At 41.8% G+C, this 17,195-nt stretch carries 18 protein-coding genes and 1 tRNA gene; 7 read left to right on the forward strand and 12 right to left on the reverse strand.

The features are described from left to right. Window positions 1-249 precede the first annotated feature (249 nt). On the forward strand, window positions 250-1,017 hold the full coding sequence (locus FTV28_RS11775; RefSeq protein WP_096902222.1) for a hypothetical protein: 768 nt from the start codon (window positions 250-252) through the stop codon (window positions 1,015-1,017). A gap of 125 nt (window positions 1,018-1,142) precedes the next feature. Here FTV28_RS11775 and FTV28_RS11780 read toward each other — a convergent pair whose 3' ends face one another. Both FTV28_RS11780 and FTV28_RS11785 read right to left on the reverse strand, forming a co-directional pair. Then, entirely contained in the window at window positions 1,143-2,843 is a 1,701-nt protein-coding gene (locus tag FTV28_RS11780) for an NAD-dependent malic enzyme (RefSeq protein WP_004970216.1), read from the reverse strand. A gap of 170 nt (window positions 2,844-3,013) precedes the next feature. After that, a complete protein-coding gene (locus FTV28_RS11785) occupies window positions 3,014-3,295 on the reverse strand; it encodes a DUF2798 domain-containing protein (protein ID WP_004970219.1) in 282 nt (93 codons plus the stop codon). Window positions 3,296-3,490: 195 nt separating this feature from the next. Here FTV28_RS11785 and argS point away from each other — a divergent pair, with 195 nt between their 5' ends. Then, on the forward strand, window positions 3,491-5,281 hold the full coding sequence (gene argS / locus FTV28_RS11790; protein WP_104852866.1) for an arginine--tRNA ligase: 1,791 nt from the start codon (window positions 3,491-3,493) through the stop codon (window positions 5,279-5,281). Window positions 5,282-5,315: 34 nt separating this feature from the next. Then, complete coding sequence (locus FTV28_RS11795; RefSeq protein ID WP_004970222.1) at window positions 5,316-5,924, forward strand: SPOR domain-containing protein; 609 nt, start codon at window positions 5,316-5,318, stop codon at window positions 5,922-5,924. Window positions 5,925-6,019: 95 nt separating this feature from the next. Here the strand turns inward: FTV28_RS11795 and FTV28_RS11800 are convergent, their stop codons facing one another. From FTV28_RS11800 to FTV28_RS11810, 3 genes are all read right to left on the reverse strand, one after another. After that, window positions 6,020-6,673, reverse strand: a complete 654-nt coding sequence (locus tag FTV28_RS11800; RefSeq protein WP_154321182.1) for a glutathione S-transferase family protein — start codon at window positions 6,671-6,673, stop codon at window positions 6,020-6,022. Window positions 6,674-6,796: 123 nt separating this feature from the next. Beyond that, entirely contained in the window at window positions 6,797-7,195 is a 399-nt protein-coding gene (locus tag FTV28_RS11805; protein WP_179990556.1) for an OsmC family protein, read from the reverse strand. 32 nt (window positions 7,196-7,227) lie between these two features. Further along, complete coding sequence (locus tag FTV28_RS11810) at window positions 7,228-8,175, reverse strand: pirin family protein (RefSeq protein WP_004970229.1); 948 nt, start codon at window positions 8,173-8,175, stop codon at window positions 7,228-7,230. 246 nt (window positions 8,176-8,421) lie between these two features. Here FTV28_RS11810 and FTV28_RS11815 point away from each other — a divergent pair, with 246 nt between their 5' ends. Then, a complete protein-coding gene (locus FTV28_RS11815; RefSeq protein ID WP_004970230.1) occupies window positions 8,422-9,714 on the forward strand; it encodes a GGDEF domain-containing protein in 1,293 nt (430 codons plus the stop codon). 311 nt (window positions 9,715-10,025) lie between these two features. Here FTV28_RS11815 and guaA read toward each other — a convergent pair whose 3' ends face one another. Continuing rightward, window positions 10,026-11,594: a glutamine-hydrolyzing GMP synthase gene (gene guaA / locus FTV28_RS11820; protein WP_179990558.1), complete on the reverse strand. Its 1,569-nt coding sequence runs from the start codon at window positions 11,592-11,594 to the stop codon at window positions 10,026-10,028. Window positions 11,595-11,818: 224 nt separating this feature from the next. Beyond that, complete coding sequence (locus FTV28_RS11825) at window positions 11,819-12,241, reverse strand: DoxX family protein (protein ID WP_004970234.1); 423 nt, start codon at window positions 12,239-12,241, stop codon at window positions 11,819-11,821. Window positions 12,242-12,472: 231 nt separating this feature from the next. On the opposite strand from FTV28_RS11825, the gene FTV28_RS11830 reads away from it, so the two are divergent. Continuing rightward, window positions 12,473-13,108, forward strand: coding sequence for a DedA family protein (locus FTV28_RS11830; RefSeq protein WP_096902210.1), 636 nt, complete (start codon window positions 12,473-12,475; stop codon window positions 13,106-13,108). Between the two features lie 98 nt (window positions 13,109-13,206). On the opposite strand, the gene FTV28_RS11835 is transcribed toward FTV28_RS11830, so the two are convergent. The 5 genes from FTV28_RS11835 to FTV28_RS11855 all read right to left on the reverse strand — a co-directional run bounded on the left by FTV28_RS11835 (window position 13,207) and on the right by FTV28_RS11855 (window position 16,103). Further along, window positions 13,207-13,797, reverse strand: a complete 591-nt coding sequence (locus FTV28_RS11835; protein ID WP_004970239.1) for a LysE family translocator — start codon at window positions 13,795-13,797, stop codon at window positions 13,207-13,209. Window positions 13,798-14,038: 241 nt separating this feature from the next. After that, complete coding sequence (locus FTV28_RS11840) at window positions 14,039-14,434, reverse strand: hypothetical protein (protein WP_179990560.1); 396 nt, start codon at window positions 14,432-14,434, stop codon at window positions 14,039-14,041. Window positions 14,435-14,447: 13 nt separating this feature from the next. Continuing rightward, entirely contained in the window at window positions 14,448-15,284 is an 837-nt protein-coding gene (locus FTV28_RS11845) for a ParA family protein (RefSeq protein WP_168460980.1), read from the reverse strand. Window positions 15,285-15,385: 101 nt separating this feature from the next. Further along, complete coding sequence (locus tag FTV28_RS11850; RefSeq protein WP_179990563.1) at window positions 15,386-15,778, reverse strand: SirB2 family protein; 393 nt, start codon at window positions 15,776-15,778, stop codon at window positions 15,386-15,388. Between the two features lie 13 nt (window positions 15,779-15,791). Further along, a complete protein-coding gene (locus tag FTV28_RS11855) occupies window positions 15,792-16,103 on the reverse strand; it encodes a BolA family transcriptional regulator (protein ID WP_179990565.1) in 312 nt (103 codons plus the stop codon). Between the two features lie 236 nt (window positions 16,104-16,339). Between FTV28_RS11855 and FTV28_RS11860 the strand changes: the two genes are divergently transcribed. Together FTV28_RS11860 and FTV28_RS11865 are read left to right on the forward strand one after the other, a co-directional pair. Continuing rightward, window positions 16,340-16,415 (forward strand) — tRNA-Gly (locus FTV28_RS11860). Window positions 16,416-16,764: 349 nt separating this feature from the next. After that, the gene (locus FTV28_RS11865) at window positions 16,765-17,076 is read left to right on the forward strand and encodes a helix-turn-helix domain-containing protein (RefSeq protein ID WP_179990567.1); all 312 of its coding nucleotides are present in this window, start codon (window positions 16,765-16,767) and stop codon (window positions 17,074-17,076) included. The last annotated feature ends 119 nt before the right edge of the window (window positions 17,077-17,195 follow it).

Consider the following 17,195-nt stretch of genomic DNA (forward strand, 5'->3'; position numbering starts at 1 on the left):
CAAAGTCTGACAAGATCGTAAGCAAATACACCCAAACTTGCTTACAATTTCTTTAATTGCCGAGTTTGTAAAGGCTTTTCTGAGCACATTGCAATACATTAGACTTTAGTCTTATACATCTATTGACTATCTGCGCGCATAACTAAGTACAAGAAATGATCAGCGCATTCATCTTCAAGCCACATCCAAACAAATTTCCTGCCCTATTAAGCGTTGATCGACCTGTTTCCACGTTTTAGGAAGAATCTCATGAATACCGTGAACCATGAACAGCAGCTCGCAGAACAAACACAGCAGCTACAGCGTCAATATGGCGTAAATGCGCTATTGCCCGAAATTCACTGGGATCGTCTGTTTCAAAACAGCAAACTCAAAGCTCCTCATCTACAAGCGCTGAATACCCTGTATCAAACCGCAGTACCCTTAGCCCTACAAGTCTTTGAAGAACTCAATTTTGATGTGTTTCGCCCTGCGGCGTATCAACCACAAGGTTTAGGTCTGTTCAACAAACTTTCAGCACAGGAGGAGCAATTACTGGATGTTTTGGAACAAGAAGCGCAAGGCTTAGATCAAAGCACCCGCCAGCATATTTGGAGTATGTTATTACGTGGTGGTGCGGTACTGGTCTTTAAAGCATGGTTAGGCAAAGTCAAAACAGATGAGGCACAACTCGATACAGCTCAATTTGATGAATTGTCCGATTTGCTGTTCATTAAAACCTCACCTTTTGAGCTGGCAGAACGCTTAAAAGTCGATGCGCATGCACCCACTGAACATATTTTTCTACTGTATGGCAATGACGTGTATTTAGACCGTTTTAACAGTCTTGAAACGGCAGCCTTATTTGTCGATTTAGGCGTGTACGATGCTGCGTTTATAAGCCTGAGAGATGACCACGTTGCAAAATACCTGATTGGACAAGGCTATGTCAGTGAGCAGCAAATTGATGAATTGCAATGTGCCTTAAATCCTTTGAATTGTGCCGATTTAAATCCAAAACAGAACTATATTGCTTAGTGTGAGTTGAAGACTTAAATTCCAAGTAATCACATCGCAAACCCCATCCTATTCCAAATAAAAACAAGGCGTGCAATAGCACGCCTTGTGGCTTATTTCATTAACAATACACGAATGAATTTTGCTTAAAACGTCACACGTTTATAATCACGATATTCAGGCTTCCAGAAATTAGCCTCAATTGCCTCTCGTAATGCCTCATCACTCATGACAGCTGCAACGCCTGCATCCATTGCTGCTTTTGCGACTCTAAATGCAATAAATTTAGACACCTGCTGAATTTCATTTAAATCAGGCAATAAATCTGCATTTGGATCCTGCAACAATGGTGAGCAGTCCGCCAGCGCATTACTGGATGCAATTAACATACTGTCTGTCACACGTGTTGCCCCTGCAGCGATTACCCCTAAGCCAATACCTGGGAAAATATACGAGTTATTGCATTGGGAAATATTATAAAGTTTGCCCTGATAGTTCACTGGCTCAAATGGGCTACCTGTTGCAATTAAGGCCTTGCCTTCAGTCCACTCCAAAATATCGGCAGGAAATGCTTCAACTTGTGAGGTTGGGTTTGACAATGGCAACACAATTGGACGCTCGCAATTGGCAGCCAAGGTTTTAATCACCTCTTCAGTAAATAAACCCGGTTGCCCCGAAACCCCAATCAATACCGTTGGCTTGGCGTTTTGAATGACGTCCAACAGAGAAATCACACCTTCAGGATTGCCCCAATGTGCAACACGGTCAGGACTTTGTGCCAATTTACGTTGGAAATCGAGCAAGTTTGGCTGATTGCTGGTGAATAAGCCAAAACGATCCACCATATACACACGAGCACGTGCTTCAGCATCGCTTAAGCCTTCCACCACCATTTGCGCCACAATTTGCTCGGCAATACCACAACCTGCCGAACCTGCGCCCAAGAAGGCAATGGTTTGATCTTTCAGTTGTTTGCCTGCAGCCCGTGATGCTGCAATTAAGCTGCCCACAGAAACGGCTGCCGTGCCTTGAATATCATCATTAAAACAACAAATTTGATCACGATATTTGTTTAATAACGGCATGGCATTTTTCTGAGCAAAATCTTCAAACTGAATCAATGCCTTTGGCCAACGGCGTTTCACCGCATCAATCACCTGATCGACAAATTGATAGTATTCCTCACCACTAATACGTGGCTGATTCCAGCCCATATAGATCGGATCATTCAGTAATTGTGGGTTATTGGTGCCTACATCTAAGGTAATGGGTAAGGTATAGGCAGGACTAATACCGCCACATGCTGTATATAAAGACAGTTTTCCAATTGGAATACCCATGCCGCCAATGCCCTGATCACCCAAGCCTAAAATACGCTCACCATCGGTAATCACAATCACTTTGACATTCTTTTTATTGATGTTTTGTACAATATCATCAATATGGGCACGGTCTGGATAGGAAATAAAAATACCCCGATGACGGCGGTAAATATCGGAAAAACGCTGACATGCCTCGCCTACAGTTGGGGTGTAAATAATAGGCATCATTTCACTCAAATGCTGTTCAATCAGGTGATAAAACAGGGTTTCATTGGTGTCCTGAATGTTGCGCAAATAAATATGCTTGTTGATGGCATCGCTAAAAGCAGAATATTGCTGATACGAACGCTGGCTTTGTTCTTCAATATTTTCAATTGCATGTGGAATTAAGCCATGCAAGTTAAAACGGGTGCGTTCTTCTTCTGAAAATGCAGAACCTTTATTTAATAAAGGCAATTCTAAAAGGCCGTTGCCCGCATAGGGAATATATAAAGGACGTTTCTGCTGCAAATTTGCGGTTGTCATTGTTCATCTCATTCTAATCGGTTGCTGATGGCGCATGGATTGAGATGCACCATCTGACATCTGACTAGCTTAGCCCGAATTGCAGCAAATAGGGCATTTAGAAGTTTGATAACCAAATCTGAATGATTTTTATTTCTGATAGCCCATGTTATATAGGCATCGAACCTAATTTATTTGGGTGGTTGCAGTGGCGTCATATCTACAATTAAGCCAGTGAACTTACGCACCAAAGGCAGCACACATAATACGACTGGAAAAGCAAACGCCCAAGAAATCATCCAGTTATGCAACCACAGGGTAAAAAATCCCTCAATCCAGCCCAAATTTCGGATCATATTAATCAACGAAATGATGCCACTCATCAAACATGATAAAAAGAAAGGCATTACCACCGTGGCCCATTTCATGGGTAATTTGGGTACATTGCCAAAAATCATTGCACGTTGTTTCATGCTCTAGCCTTTTCGCCTCACTGAATGCCGCATACTATGCCATGAATTGCTTGCTTAAAGGATGATTTTTCAGGCAATTTGTTCATGCTTAGCTACAATCTCTGAAATTCGATAAAGCATACAATTGCACTCCCCTAAAGCCCCTGAAATTTGCTATATTTAGCGTTTTTCTGCACATCTATTTTTCGACTAAATATGAATACGGCAATACAAGCAGCGCTCGATCATGCAGTGCAATCCCTTCAAGCTGAAGGTGTACTCCCATCTGACTGGAACAATACGAGTAATTTAACCCGTACCAAAGACCGCAGCCACGGTGATTTCGCATCAAATATTGCCATGATTGCCTCTAAAGCCGCAGGCATGAAGCCACGCGATTTAGCCGAAAAAATTCTTGCTGCTCTGCCTGAAGTTGCAGACATCAGCAAAGCAGAGATTGCAGGCCCTGGTTTTATTAACTTCTTTTTAAATGCCGACCAGCGTTTTAGTGTTTTAGATCAAATTCAAGCACAAAAACAACAATTTGGACGCAGCCAAATCAATGCAGAAAAACGCATTCAGGTCGAGTTCGTTTCTGCTAACCCAACCTCAAGCCTACACGTGGGTCATGGTCGTGGTGCTGCTTATGGTATGACAGTTGCCAATTTACTTGAAGCCACAGGTGCTAAAGTTGACCGTGAATACTATGTCAATGATGCTGGCCGTCAAATGGATATTTTGGCGACTTCAACTTACTTGCGTTATTTGGAACTGGCAGGTCAAACGCTGGTGTTCCCCAAAAATGCGTATCAGGGTGACTACGTTAAAGACATCGCACAAAGCATTTTAAAACAGGATGGTGAACGCCATGTACGCCCTGTTGCAGATGTATATAACAATGTGCCTGAAGATGTGCAATATGCGGCAGAACTCGATGCCGATGGCAACAAAGTGGTCTTGTCGGGCGACAAAGAAAAACACATTGATGGTTTGATTTTCAATTCACAAACGCTCTTGGGTGATGATTACCGCGTGTTCCATCAGGCTGCGCTGAATGCTATTTTGGCCGACATTAAAGATGACTTGGGCGAGTTTGGTGTCACCTTTAACCAATGGTTTAGCGAAGCGTCATTGACTGAAAAAATTGATGAAGCTCTGCAAACACTAGATCAACGTGGTTATCTATACGAACAAGACGGCAATATCTGGTTTAAATCGACCGCATTTGGCGATGAAAAAGACCGTGTGGTGAAACGCCGCAATGGTCAAACCACTTACTTTGCTTCAGACATTGCTTATCACCTGAATAAATTACAACGTGGCTACACAGACCTAATTGATATTTGGGGTTCAGATCACCACGGTTATATTTCACGTGTGAAAGCGGCCATTGATGCACTAGGCTACGACTCGAAAAAATTAACGGTACTGTTAGTGCAGTTCGTGAGCTTATGGCGTGGTGGTGAAATGGTACAAATGTCATCCCGTTCAGGTCAGTACGTGACCTTGCGTGATTTGCGTAAAGAAGTCGGCAACGATGCTGCACGTTTCTATTACGTCATGCGCAAATCTGAACAGCACATTGACTTTGACCTAGATTTGGCCGTTTCACAAAGTAAAGACAATGCGGTCTACTATATTCAATATGCTCATGCACGTATTTGTCGTATGCTCGAAAAAGCTGCTGCTACGCAATTGAATTTTAATGCGACAACTGCACGTCAGTTTGCCGCTAAACTTGAGCTAGATGCTGAAACTGAAATTTTAGCCAAACTGGCTGCGTATCCTGAAATTTTAGTACGTGCTGCCAACAGCCACGAACCGCATCAGGTAGGTAACTATTTGAAAGAATTAGCAGCATTGTTCCACGGTTGGTACAATGAGCATAAAGTTCTGAATGATGATGCAGCCTTGACTCAAGCACGCTTATTGCTTTCAGTAAACGTACAACAAGTCTTGCGTAATGGTTTAGAATTATTAGGTGTCTCTGCACCAGAAACAATGTAAAAGCCAAATAAAAGCATAACAAGAGGAAGTCCACGTGTTTGGAAAAACGCAACGCGGTGTATCTGAACGACCGAATAAGCCCAAAAAACCACTAATTCCAACGTGGTTAGGCACACTCGTGGTGATTTTAATCGTGTTGTGTTTTGCTGTAGCCTTAATGCTATGGAAACCGTGGGCACCTGTACAGCCTAAAGGGCAAATCAATTCTGAGCATTATCAGGAAGATACCAACAAAGACTATCGTTTTTATGATTTGCTGCCACAGCAACAGGTTACCCCAATTCCTGAGCAAGCGGTGCCTGAAACACAGCAACAAAATACCGTAGTCATTGTTGAAGCGCCTGCTGCTGTAGAGGCGCCAGCGGCCAGCGAAGCCAATGTTGGTCTGACAGAAATGCCTGCCCCTGTGGTACAAGCCAGCTATATTCTACAAGTGCGTAGCTATACCGACCCAGATGCTGCAGATGCACGTCGTGCCGAAATTATTTTGAATGGTTTATCGGCAGATGTAGTGAAAAGTGTAGAAGGTGGTGAAACTTGGTATCGGGTGATTTCAGGCCCTTATGATTCAGCCGATGCTGCAGTGATTGCTCAGCAAACTTTGCAGCATAGTGGAATTGATTCAATTGTCGTGAAACGCTAAGCCTCATTGTTATCAATCGACCAAAATCAATTAAAAAAAGATGCCTCGGCATCTTTTTTTAGGTCTATAGAACGATGTACTCACAAAAATCATCGCTAGATTTGCATTAACTGCTGCTCACGTTCGCGTGCACGCTGAAATGCAAGACGCTGTTCCACGCGTGCCAAATAAGCCGCAATCTGTGGATAATGATGCCCGGTACGGCTTTGCAATGCTTGGAGCGGGAAACCCATTTGAATATCGGCAAAAGAAAAATCCCCTGCAAAATAATCATGTTTGCCCAAATAATCTTCTAAATAAGCAATATGATCTTTTAAACGAGGCTGAATAAACCCTGCTTTAACACCTGCAGTAATTTTTTGCGCCATTGGTCGAACTAACCATGGCACATGCTGCGGCACATTGGTTATCACCAATTGCATCACTAACAATGGCATTAGCGAGCCTTCGGCATAATGCATCCAGTATTGATATGCTTGCTGTGCTGAAGCCTGCTGCGGTTTAAACTGCCTTTGCGTATCATAATGCTGCTGCAAGTACTCCAAAATGACTGCAGATTCTGCAATGGTCTGCTCTGCATCCGTCAAAATTGGTGCTTTACCCAATGGGTGAATCAGCTTCAATTCATTGGGCGCACTTAAATTGGGCTGACGGTGGTAAAACTTGATTTCATAGTCCAAACCCAGCTCTTCGAGCGCCCACAAAATGCGGAAAGAGCGGGATTGATCAAGGTGGTGTAAAGTAATCATAAACGTCCTATTTTGTTTTTATTACATCTGTTTTAAGTGATTGTTATATCTTCTGTTTCACGCAACATTATAAAAAGGCATGTCCTGCATGCCTTTTTATAAGAGACGGATTCAACTCTAGGTTTAACCCAATTCAGTACGAATTTCCACACTGCGTAACAAGGTTTTCGTCACAGGTGTTTTTTGACAGATATTCAGTACTTTTTGCTGTAATTCTGCATCTAACGCTGCTTCAGTTTGCACACGGCGTTCAATCCACTCCTGCCCTTCCTGATTGGTAAAGAAGTCCGCCTCGACATGAATTTTGCCAAAATCCAAACCCTTATGCTGTGCATACATACGCAAGGTAATCATGGTGCAAGCGACCAAACTGCTACATAACAGATCATAAGGTGCAGGACCTGCATCTTGACCACCTAACTTTTCAGGCTCATCTACCTTCCATTGGTGCTGACCACTTTGGATCTGACCTTGCCATGCCGTGTCTAAACTGCGTACCTGTGCTGTGCCAATCTTGGCCATAAGATGCTCCCTATAGATTGATATTCCATCATTTATTTTGATGCACGCATTTTTGCGGGGAAAGTCGGCGCTTCTAAACGTGGTCCATCGTAGTCTGGTATTGTGCCAAAACGAGGATCATGATTGACCCATTGCTCACGTGCAATGCTGAGTTCCTCTTGGGTACGACCGACGAGATTCCACCACAACAAAATTGGCGACTCAAAAGGTAAACCGCCCAATAGCAACAGACGCGCACCCGCATGTAAATCTAGCTGAATTTCGGTTAAGCCCGGTTCAAGCACCAGCATATTTTCATCGTTTAATTCATGCCCATGCACAGTGGCTGTGCCTTCCAGCATCATCAAACCATATTCAAATTTAGGATTCAGCGGCAAACGGGTTGTCGTGCTGGTTTCACTATAAATATCTACCCCTAGCAACTCACTATGTACTAATACTGGTGAAGTGGTATTTAAAAATTCACCAACTAAGATGGTAAATTCCACTCCATCTAGCAAAACCACAGGCAAGTCAGGGTAATGATCAAAACGTGGCGCCATATTGCGCTGATCATCAGGTAAAGCAATCCACAGTTGCGCTGTATGCATGTGTGTTTCGGTGTCGGGAGCAACTTCGGTATGTGAAATACCATAACCCGCGGTCATTAAATTAACCTGTTTGGGACGAATCAATTGCTTAGTACCCAAACTGTCGGTATGCATAATGCTGCCTTCAATCATCCAGGTGAATGTTTGCAAACCAATATGTGGATGCGGCCCGACATCTAAGCCTTCACCTTGTGGAAAATTAACAGGACCTGCGTGATCTAGAAAACACCATGCCCCAATCATGCGTTTATGCCGACTCGGTAAAGCACGTTTAATTAAAGTTCCCTGCCCAATTTCAGCACTACGCAGTGGAAATTCCTGTATAAATTGCTTGACGTACTTATCACAATCGTCTGAATTGGAAAGCTCGGTATAATTGCTGTTGCTCATCCTATACCTCTTATATTTCTGTAAATTCCTTGACTATTAAATATAGTAAATCACTAACGAAGAGCAAGATGAAATTTGTTGTTCTGATTTTTATGGTTCAAACTTGAACTACACCTTAAAATATATGGCATAATTTTGACCAAAATTTAAAAAAAATAGAGAAAATACCCAAATTTAGGGAGGTTATTTTTTCTGCATTTTGCGCATAATCCTCACTATAAGTTGTCAATTTGAGTAAATATCGCTATGTCTGTAAAAGCTCGAATGGGGGAACAGACCCGTTCGAAGATTTTAAGCAATCAGGAAGCCTCAGAAAAACTTTTAAAAACAACTGAGTGTGATCTTGAAAACCGACAAGCAATTGAAAAAGCATTGCAGCACCCTGCTGCGCAACTCCCGCCGCAATTTGAAACACATTTTTATCAACACCAGAATTTACATCAGCGTCGTTATTTACGCCAAGTCAATTACATTGGGCAAATGACGTTCCTGCTGTATTTCTTTATCGATTATTTCATCATTCCAGATGTCACTACACTCTCGGCCACACTCCGTCTCAGTGCTGTTGTATTGGCGCTGATTGGCAATTATTTCTGCTTTAAATTGATCAAAGATATTCGCCTGCTAGATTTAATTTTACCGGTCAGCGCCACACTGTGCTGCGGTATTTGGTTCTATATCCTGTCGCAATCACAAAGCCCTTGGATTTCCACTTATGTGTATGCCTCGGTCATTTTTGTGCTCATGGCGAACCTATGTATTCAAGTGCGTTTCCGCCCTGCGGTCTACAATTCATTGGTCATGAGCGTACTCATGTTTTTGGGGGTGATTTCCCTCACCAATTTGCAGGATGCCTTAGTTTTTATGGTGGTGTATATCCCTGTATGTTTGTTGAGTTTGTATATCAGTTGGATCAACACCCTAAATGCCCGCCATCACTTTTTACGCAGTTTGCTGGATGACTGGAATTTTCATACCTTGCAAGCCTTGGCACACACCGATGAACTGACCCAACTCAATAACCGACGTCAGTTTGTACACATGGCAGAACACAAAATTCATGCATGGCCTAAATCTGAATCGGTCTGCTTACTAATGTTTGATGTCGACTTTTTTAAACAAATTAACGATACCTATGGGCACGATATTGGAGATCGGGTCTTACAAAATATTGCAGACATTGCTCGTAAAGAAATGCGCCGCAAGGATATTTTGGCACGCTTTGGCGGTGAAGAGTTTATCGCTCTGCTTAGTGAAACCAGCTTAGATGAAGCACTGATGATTTCAGAACGCTTAAGACAAAAAATTGCTCAGCATGAAATGTGCATTGATAAAAAATGTTTTAATTTCACTGTCTCCATTGGAGTATCCAGTTTAAAACCACAACAAACCGACTTACAGACCCTAATTAAAGAAGCCGATTTGGCCTTATACCAAGCCAAACAACGTGGACGAAATTGTGTCATCAGTTTTGATGTGGGGATGCCTGAGCCCCCTAAATCTACGGTAAAAAAAGAAATTAAATCTTGGATTGTTTAGCTGACATAAAAAAGAGCACATGAAGTGCTCTTTTTTATGTGCAAGAGAAAAACTAGTTGCCGCAAGCATCTTGCGCCTATCTTAAAAGCCGTGCTTTTAAATAGACTCATGGCGTAATTCAGGCACGAAGCAGTGCTGTCCGAAATCCCTCAATGCCGCGGGCATCTTGCACCCATTTTAAAAGCTGTGCTTTAAAATGGGCTCATGTCGTAAAACTGGCAAGCAGCAGTGCTTCGTGAAATCCCTCACTGCCGCGCGTATAGCGCTTGGCGTAATTCAGGCACGAAGCAGTGCTTCGTGAAATCCCTGAATTACTCCCATTCAATGGTTGCAGGTGGTTTAGACGATACGTCATAAACCACACGTGAAACCTCTGCAATTTCATTCATGATGCGCGTTGAAATACGATCCACCAAGTCATACGGCAAGTGTGCGAAACGTGCGGTCATAAAGTCCACTGTTTCTACGGCACGTAGTGCGATTACCCATGCATAACGACGACCATCACCTACTACACCAACAGATTTTACAGGTTGGAATACTGCAAATGCTTGAGCTGTTTTGTCATACCAGCCACTTGCACGTAATTCCTGCATGAAAATATCATCAGCTAGACGTAAAATGTCTGCATATTCTTTTTTCACTTCACCCAAAATACGCACGCCCAAACCTGGACCTGGGAATGGATGGCGGTAAATCATGCTGTGTGGCAAGCCTAAAGTGGTGCCAAGCTTACGAACTTCATCTTTAAACAAGTCACGTAATGGTTCAACCAATTCAAAAGCTAAATCTTCTGGTAAACCGCCCACGTTGTGGTGTGATTTAATCACATGCGCTTTGCCTTGTTTGCTGGCTGCAGATTCAATCACGTCTGGGTAAATCGTACCTTGTGCCAAGAATTTCACGCCATCTAATTTACGCGCTTCTTCGGCAAAGACTTCAATAAATTCACGACCAATGATTTTACGTTTTTTCTCAGGATCAACTTCACCTGCCAACGCGCTCAAGAAGCGTTGTTCTGCATCGGCACGAATCACGCGAATCCCCATGTTTTCTGCAAACATTTGCATCACTTGATCGCCTTCGTTCAAGCGCAACAAACCATTGTCTACAAATACACACGTTAATTGATCGCCAATGGCACGGTGCAATAACGCAGCAACCACAGATGAATCGACACCACCAGACAAGCCAAGTAATACTTTCTCATTGCCAATTTGCTGACGTAATTGTTCTACACGCAAGTCGATAATGTGTTCTGGTGTCCACAAACCACGACATCCACAAATTTGATGTACGAAGTTAGACAGTAATTCTGCACCTTTAGCCGTGTGCGTTACTTCTGGGTGGAATTGAATACCATAGAAACGGCGTGTTTCATCAGAAATCATCGCCACAGGGCAGCTTGGTGTGCTAGCCGTAATTTGGAAGCCTTCTGGAATGCGTGCCACTTTATCGCCATGGCTCATCCAAACGTGCAATTGGTTTTCACGGTCTTGCAAGTTACCAATCAGTTTGTCACGTACCAAAATATCGACTTCGGCATAACCGAATTCATGTACTGAACCCGCTTCAACTTTACCGCCCAGTTGTTCTGACATGGTTTGTAAACCATAGCAGATACCCAGTACAGGTACGCCTAAGTTAAATACAATTTCAGGTGCGCGTGGACTACCCGCTTGGTGAACACTTTCAGGTCCACCCGATAAGATAATACCGTTTGGATTAAATGCACGAATGTCTTCTTCCGACATATCGTAGGCATACATTTCAGAATATACGCCCGCTTCACGAACACGACGTGCGATCAGCTGGCTATATTGCGAACCGAAATCCAGAATCAGGATACGATCTTCAGTAATTTGAGTATTGGTAGTCATGACAAACAACTATAGAAAGGCAAACGAATTAAGCGCGCTATTCTAGCATTTTTCCACGCCTTGCGCACACTATTCAGACAATCCTAAAAATGGCTATTTTTCTTCGTGATATTGCAGTGACCACATACTCTAAGTTTTAAAAGACTATGCATTTTCTATGGCATAAAAAAAGCAACCTTCTTGAAGATTGCTTAAATTGTTGAGCTGATGTGGAAATCAATGACTTACTTTTTTGCTTCCAAAAGATGGTCTAGACTTATTTTGCCTGCACCGTAAAGCATGATGTAGAAGAAACCGCCAGCCAAACCAATATTTTTCATAAAATTCAGCGCATCTTCTGGTGCAGCATGGAATAAAAATGCAGTTAAAAGACTAAAAACACCTAAACCCAAACCCACGACACGTGCTTGTAAACCGAATAGAATTGCCAAACCACCACCAAGTTCTAGCAAAATCACCAAAGGTAGCAATGAACCTGAAACACCCATAGCTTGCATATAGCCCACTGTTGCATCATAGCCTGCAATTTTTCCCCAACCAGATACAATAAATAAATACGCTAAAAAAGCACGTGCAAACAAACTTACAATGGCTTGCACACTTGCTTTTTCGACCACACTTTTTAACACAACATTTGGATTAAACATCAGATCACCTATATTTTTGATTCATTCTTGAAGACAAATACATCTTAGTTTTTTCAAAATTCAGGATAAATACGCATTTAAAAGACATGTTGTTGCATCTATGCAACGAAAAAGAACCGATGTGGCTGGTCTAGCATCCCTAAAATCACTGTGAAAATTATTTACCTTTTCATACTGACTTTCCGCCTGTGGACTGCTAGGATTTGAGCACACTTTCGCTTGTTTTTTCCCATGGAACTGATTGATTTTATATTACACGTCGATGAACATTTGCTCGAATTCATCACCCAATATGGGGTATGGATTTACGCTATTTTATTCCTGATTATTTTTGTAGAAACGGGCTTGGTGGTCATGCCGTTTTTACCTGGCGATAGTTTACTGTTCGCGGCAGGCGCATTGGCTGCATCGACAGGAGTGATGGATCCGTGGATTTTGGGTATTTTATTGTTTACTGCTGCGGTACTCGGTGACACCCTGAATTACCACATTGGTAAATATATTGGTCCACGGGTTTTTGAACTGGAATCACGTTTTATCAATAAAAAACATTTGATCGAAACCCAGAAGTTTTTTGAGCGACACGGCGGAAAAACCATTATTTTTGCGCGTTTTGTGCCTTTTGCGCGTACCTTTGCGCCCTTTGTGGCGGGTGCAGGCAGCATGAATTATAAATACTTCCTAACCTATAACGTAATTGGCGCTTTTTGCTGGATCGCGTCGTTTATTACACTCGGTTATTTGTTTGGCAATATGCCAATTGTGAAAGACAATTTCACCCATTTAATTTTCGGCATTATTATTTTAAGTGTCTTGCCTGGGGTGATTGGTTTTATTCGCCAAAAACTCAAGAAAAAAACTGCTTAAGTTGTGAAATTTTTTGGGCATGCCTGTTGAACAGTGCTGCCCTTATCCATTCAAAATAGGTGAGATGAGTGCTCAACTCACCAAAAATCTCTAAATCTTTAGAAAAAACGTGCCACCACAGGCAGCATACACACCACCAACAGCAAAGCCGAGCCTTTATATAACAGATCTGCAGTCACTTTATTGGTTTCTCGCGCCAAAACTGCTCGCCCAAAAGACATCCAAAATAACGCTGTTGGCAATAAAATCAGACCAAATAAGACATAGACCATAGCAAAGTTGGTCGGGTTATCCCACGTTTCTGTAGGAAAAATACCTGCAGCAAATAACAAGGCTTTTGGGTTTTTAAAAGTCGAAAAAAATAATTGTGCAGGGCGAATGGCAGAGTGTTTTTGACAATGTTGCTCTAAATGTGACTGCTTCCATAAATGAAAAGCCATCCAAAACACATAGCCTGCGCTTAAAACATGCAGTATATCAATTAAATAAGGCCAAATTGGCGCACTCAAATGAATGAATAACGCCCACAGACTAATGGCATACATATAACCAAAAAACTCTGCGGGAATCAGCAGACTGGTTTTGGCAATGCCTTGTTGGTGGGCTGAGCTTGCCAATAGCGCATTGGTCGGGCCAGGAATCATCAAGACCGCAATCATTGCTAGGACAAAGAGCCAACTTTCAATCATAAACACCAGAGCATGCAAATCAAAAATAGGAGCACACCTTATATGAAAGCCATTGAAAATGACAAGTTTTTCTATCTAGCAGGACTGACCCAAGGGTGTAAATAAAACAGAAAATAAAATTAAGTTTTTGTTTTTAAAATATTAGATTGAAATCAACCTTGAATTATCTTGCTACATTTTTTAAGCAATGGTGCTGCACAAATGGCAGCACCATAGACAAAATATTCGCAAATCCTAAAATTTAAGATGTTACAGGTTTGGGCTTAACAATAATCGGGCAAGCTTTAAATTTTGCAGCCTGCACAATTGCTTCTTGCTCACCCAATAAACGTGCTAATTCGGTATTTTTGGTATTGGATGACTGTCCCATATTCACCGAAACACTTGGTCCAATGCCCCAACCACCTCGGCTACCCCAGCCACCACCTAAGCCCACACCTACACCAACGCCTGTACGTTTGGGTGCCTGCACACCACTTTCAATATATTGTTGAATGCGGTTATATTCACTTTGTAATTGTTGGCAATTCAAAGCCTGATAATGTGTAGGCGACACATAGCTAGGTTTCACTGTGGTCGCACAAGCCCCTAGCAATAAACTACTTGCCGCGACAAGACCAATTGCAAATGTTTTCATGTCTACCTCTGTATCACGCTTGCTCAATTTCATTGAACAACGATTGATAGGCCTGCGTCAATTTATGATCTGTTGCCAAATGAATTAATGGCAAATTTTTATGATGCGATTCTTTCATCAGCACTGAAGGCGGCAACATGCTGTTCAAGACAGGCAATCCCTCATCTTTAAGTTGCTGAACCACTTCACGCGGCAACTTGGCTTGTGCCTGAAACTGATTCACCACAATCCCTTCAATTTCCAGATGCGGATTATGATCATCCTGGGTTTCCAATACATTTTCAATCAAGCTTTGTAAGGCACGTTTAGAAAACACATCACAGTCAAAAGGAATGAGCACCCGATCTGCCGCAATTAGGGCAGAGAGCGTAAAAAAGTTAAATGCAGGCGGAGTATCAATAAATACACGGTCATATTGATCAGACAATTGCTGCAGGGCATCACGTAGTTTGTAAATTTTATGTTTAGATTCTAAGGCATGTGCCAAACCACCCAATTGCGGACTTGCAGGAATCACATCCAGATTCTTAAACGGTGACTGATGCACATAGGCTTCTAAACCTTTGCTGCGGTTTTTTAAAATCGAGCCTAGCGCATTGCCCAATAAACCTTTGGACTGATTGCCCCCCAAAACCTCTTCAAAATAATTTTCAATATTGGGTTCAAGTGCAGGTTTATCGGCAGAATAGGTCGCATCATCGCCCAGTAAATATTGGCTAGAGTTGGCTTGCGGGTCGAGATCAATCACCAGTGTTTTTAGCCCCTGATGAGCACTGATTGCTGCCAAATTCACGGTAATACTGGATTTTCCAACACCACCTTTCTGATTAAACACCACACGTGTGCGCATTGTCGCCCCTCGTTGAATGACTTCAGTTCTTGTTATATGTTCAGTTTAACCGACCCGCTATGATTGTTGGTACATAGTGTCTAACAATCCTTAAACTTGCCCTAGCCAAAACTTGGTTTAAGCATGACCAAACCTAAAATGGCAATGAAGGCAATCAGAGCCAGTCCCCAACCAACACGGCGCTGCACCAGCAAAATACGCTCATCTTTTTTATACGCTTTAATCAAAGAAGAAAGCATCACAAAAAATAAAATAATTTTGGCATAAAACCAAGCTTCGACCTGAAAATCCTTCAGAAATAAGGCAATGACTCCTGTCACCACAATCAACGTGAGTGCCGAATGCTGTAAAGCCACAAAGACTTTCCATGCTTTAGGGTTTGGAGAGTGATTCAATGTACCTTTAAATAAAGTCATGGCACGCACCACAATCACCAACAGCAACAAAGCCACTGCAGCAACGTGAATGTTATTCAGCAATGATAAATTTTCCATCTATGGCCTTCCCTTACGCATTTTTTGGTGCATGTGCACATTCAGGGCTAGACGTATCTTGGCCTTGCCATTCAGAGGCAACAAAGGCATGAATCGCAAGCGCATGAATTTTATTCGGTGCAAGTAAATCACCCACAGCGGCATAAATTTTTTGATGACGTTGTACCGAACGTAAGCCCTGAAAAACATCACTCACCATCACCACCTTAAAATGGGATTCTTTTCCTGGGAAATAACCGCCATGCCCTGCAGATTCATTCACAACGTCTAAATGACTTGGATTTAAAGCAGCTAAGCGTTGCAACAATTGTTGTTCTAAACTCATGATTGTATTTCCCAAAATGGTTTAAAGGCTGCCTAGCAGTATAACTGCGTTCTATACAATTCTCAGCACTTTGGTAGAATCATTCGTGCTTCGTGCCGTTACAGCGTGTTTTTCTACTTAAATTTGGCGATCTCATCGCCAGTTGTTCTGAAAAATGTAGTTTATTTATGCAATTAAGCTAATTTTTTGCATAAATGGATTGACCCTATTTTTGCATAATGTATTATACACCGCATGCGGGAATAGCTCAGTTGGTAGAGCACAACCTTGCCAAGGTTGGGGTCGCGAGTTCGAGTCTCGTTTCCCGCTCCAGATTCTAAAAGCCTCAGTTGAATGACTGGGGCTTTTTTATTGTTGTTTTATTCAATATTTTACTTCATAAGAAATTTTTATACTTAAAAAAGTAAGTTTACAAAAGTGCTCTTTCAAAACTGTGAACAAAAAACCGTGTAGATGATGCTCCAAAGTATCAATCATACAAGATAAAAAAAACTCCAAAACAAAAGATAGTATTAGCTACTACTAAGTGGCTTATGTTAAACAAGATCAGCTTGCCTAGATCCTAAATATTGATGCCGCGGAGCCTGTTAATAATTTCTGTCATTGCTTCTTAATAAAAAAGCAACTAATATGCTTCTTATACCACCAAAAAGCAATAAATATGTCTATACTAAATAAGTCTTTACTACAGCAAGTCAAAAAAAGACGAACCCTATTGGGTTTAAAGCAAGTTGATATGCAATCACGTACAGGCATTTCAAGACAGCAGTACCAAAAACTGGAAAGTCAAGGCAATCCTCGATTAGATACCTTAGAAATTATTGCGGCAGGACTAAATGCTCAACTGATGCTCATCCCAGATGATAAGGTTCATTTGATTAGACAATTATTGAATGATGAAATTAAAGTCACTATTGAAGATCAAGATGACTTAATGTCTAACCCATGGAAAGGTCTTCTCGGAGGAGAGTAATTAACTATAACTAAAAATATAGACAAATATTTGCATAAGTGCTCATTTTGTCTATGTCGATTCAGTAGTGGCAAGGTGGGTATTTATTAGAGATTTAAATGATTATCTTTTGTATTTTA

The organism is Acinetobacter sp. YH12252, from assembly GCF_013417365.1.
GTDB classification, from domain to species: domain Bacteria; phylum Pseudomonadota; class Gammaproteobacteria; order Pseudomonadales; family Moraxellaceae; genus Acinetobacter; species Acinetobacter towneri.

Coding starts and splice junctions, on each gene's coding strand:
- FTV28_RS11775 (WP_096902222.1), top strand. CDS start 250: ATGAATACCGTGAACCATGAACAGCAGCTCGCAGAACAAACACAGCAG.
- FTV28_RS11780 (WP_004970216.1), bottom strand. CDS start 2,843: ATGACAACCGCAAATTTGCAGCAGAAACGTCCTTTATATATTCCCTAT.
- FTV28_RS11785 (WP_004970219.1), bottom strand. CDS start 3,295: ATGAAACAACGTGCAATGATTTTTGGCAATGTACCCAAATTACCCATG.
- argS (WP_104852866.1), top strand. CDS start 3,491: ATGAATACGGCAATACAAGCAGCGCTCGATCATGCAGTGCAATCCCTT.
- FTV28_RS11800 (WP_154321182.1), bottom strand. CDS start 6,673: ATGATTACTTTACACCACCTTGATCAATCCCGCTCTTTCCGCATTTTG.
- FTV28_RS11805 (WP_179990556.1), bottom strand. CDS start 7,195: ATGGCCAAGATTGGCACAGCACAGGTACGCAGTTTAGACACGGCATGG.
- FTV28_RS11810 (WP_004970229.1), bottom strand. CDS start 8,175: ATGAGCAACAGCAATTATACCGAGCTTTCCAATTCAGACGATTGTGAT.
- FTV28_RS11815 (WP_004970230.1), top strand. CDS start 8,422: ATGTCTGTAAAAGCTCGAATGGGGGAACAGACCCGTTCGAAGATTTTA.
- guaA (WP_179990558.1), bottom strand. CDS start 11,594: ATGACTACCAATACTCAAATTACTGAAGATCGTATCCTGATTCTGGAT.
- FTV28_RS11825 (WP_004970234.1), bottom strand. CDS start 12,241: ATGTTTAATCCAAATGTTGTGTTAAAAAGTGTGGTCGAAAAAGCAAGT.
- FTV28_RS11830 (WP_096902210.1), top strand. CDS start 12,473: ATGGAACTGATTGATTTTATATTACACGTCGATGAACATTTGCTCGAA.
- FTV28_RS11835 (WP_004970239.1), bottom strand. CDS start 13,797: ATGATTGAAAGTTGGCTCTTTGTCCTAGCAATGATTGCGGTCTTGATG.
- FTV28_RS11840 (WP_179990560.1), bottom strand. CDS start 14,434: ATGAAAACATTTGCAATTGGTCTTGTCGCGGCAAGTAGTTTATTGCTA.
- FTV28_RS11845 (WP_168460980.1), bottom strand. CDS start 15,284: ATGCGCACACGTGTGGTGTTTAATCAGAAAGGTGGTGTTGGAAAATCC.
- FTV28_RS11850 (WP_179990563.1), bottom strand. CDS start 15,778: ATGGAAAATTTATCATTGCTGAATAACATTCACGTTGCTGCAGTGGCT.
- FTV28_RS11855 (WP_179990565.1), bottom strand. CDS start 16,103: ATGAGTTTAGAACAACAATTGTTGCAACGCTTAGCTGCTTTAAATCCA.
- FTV28_RS11865 (WP_179990567.1), top strand. CDS start 16,765: ATGTCTATACTAAATAAGTCTTTACTACAGCAAGTCAAAAAAAGACGA.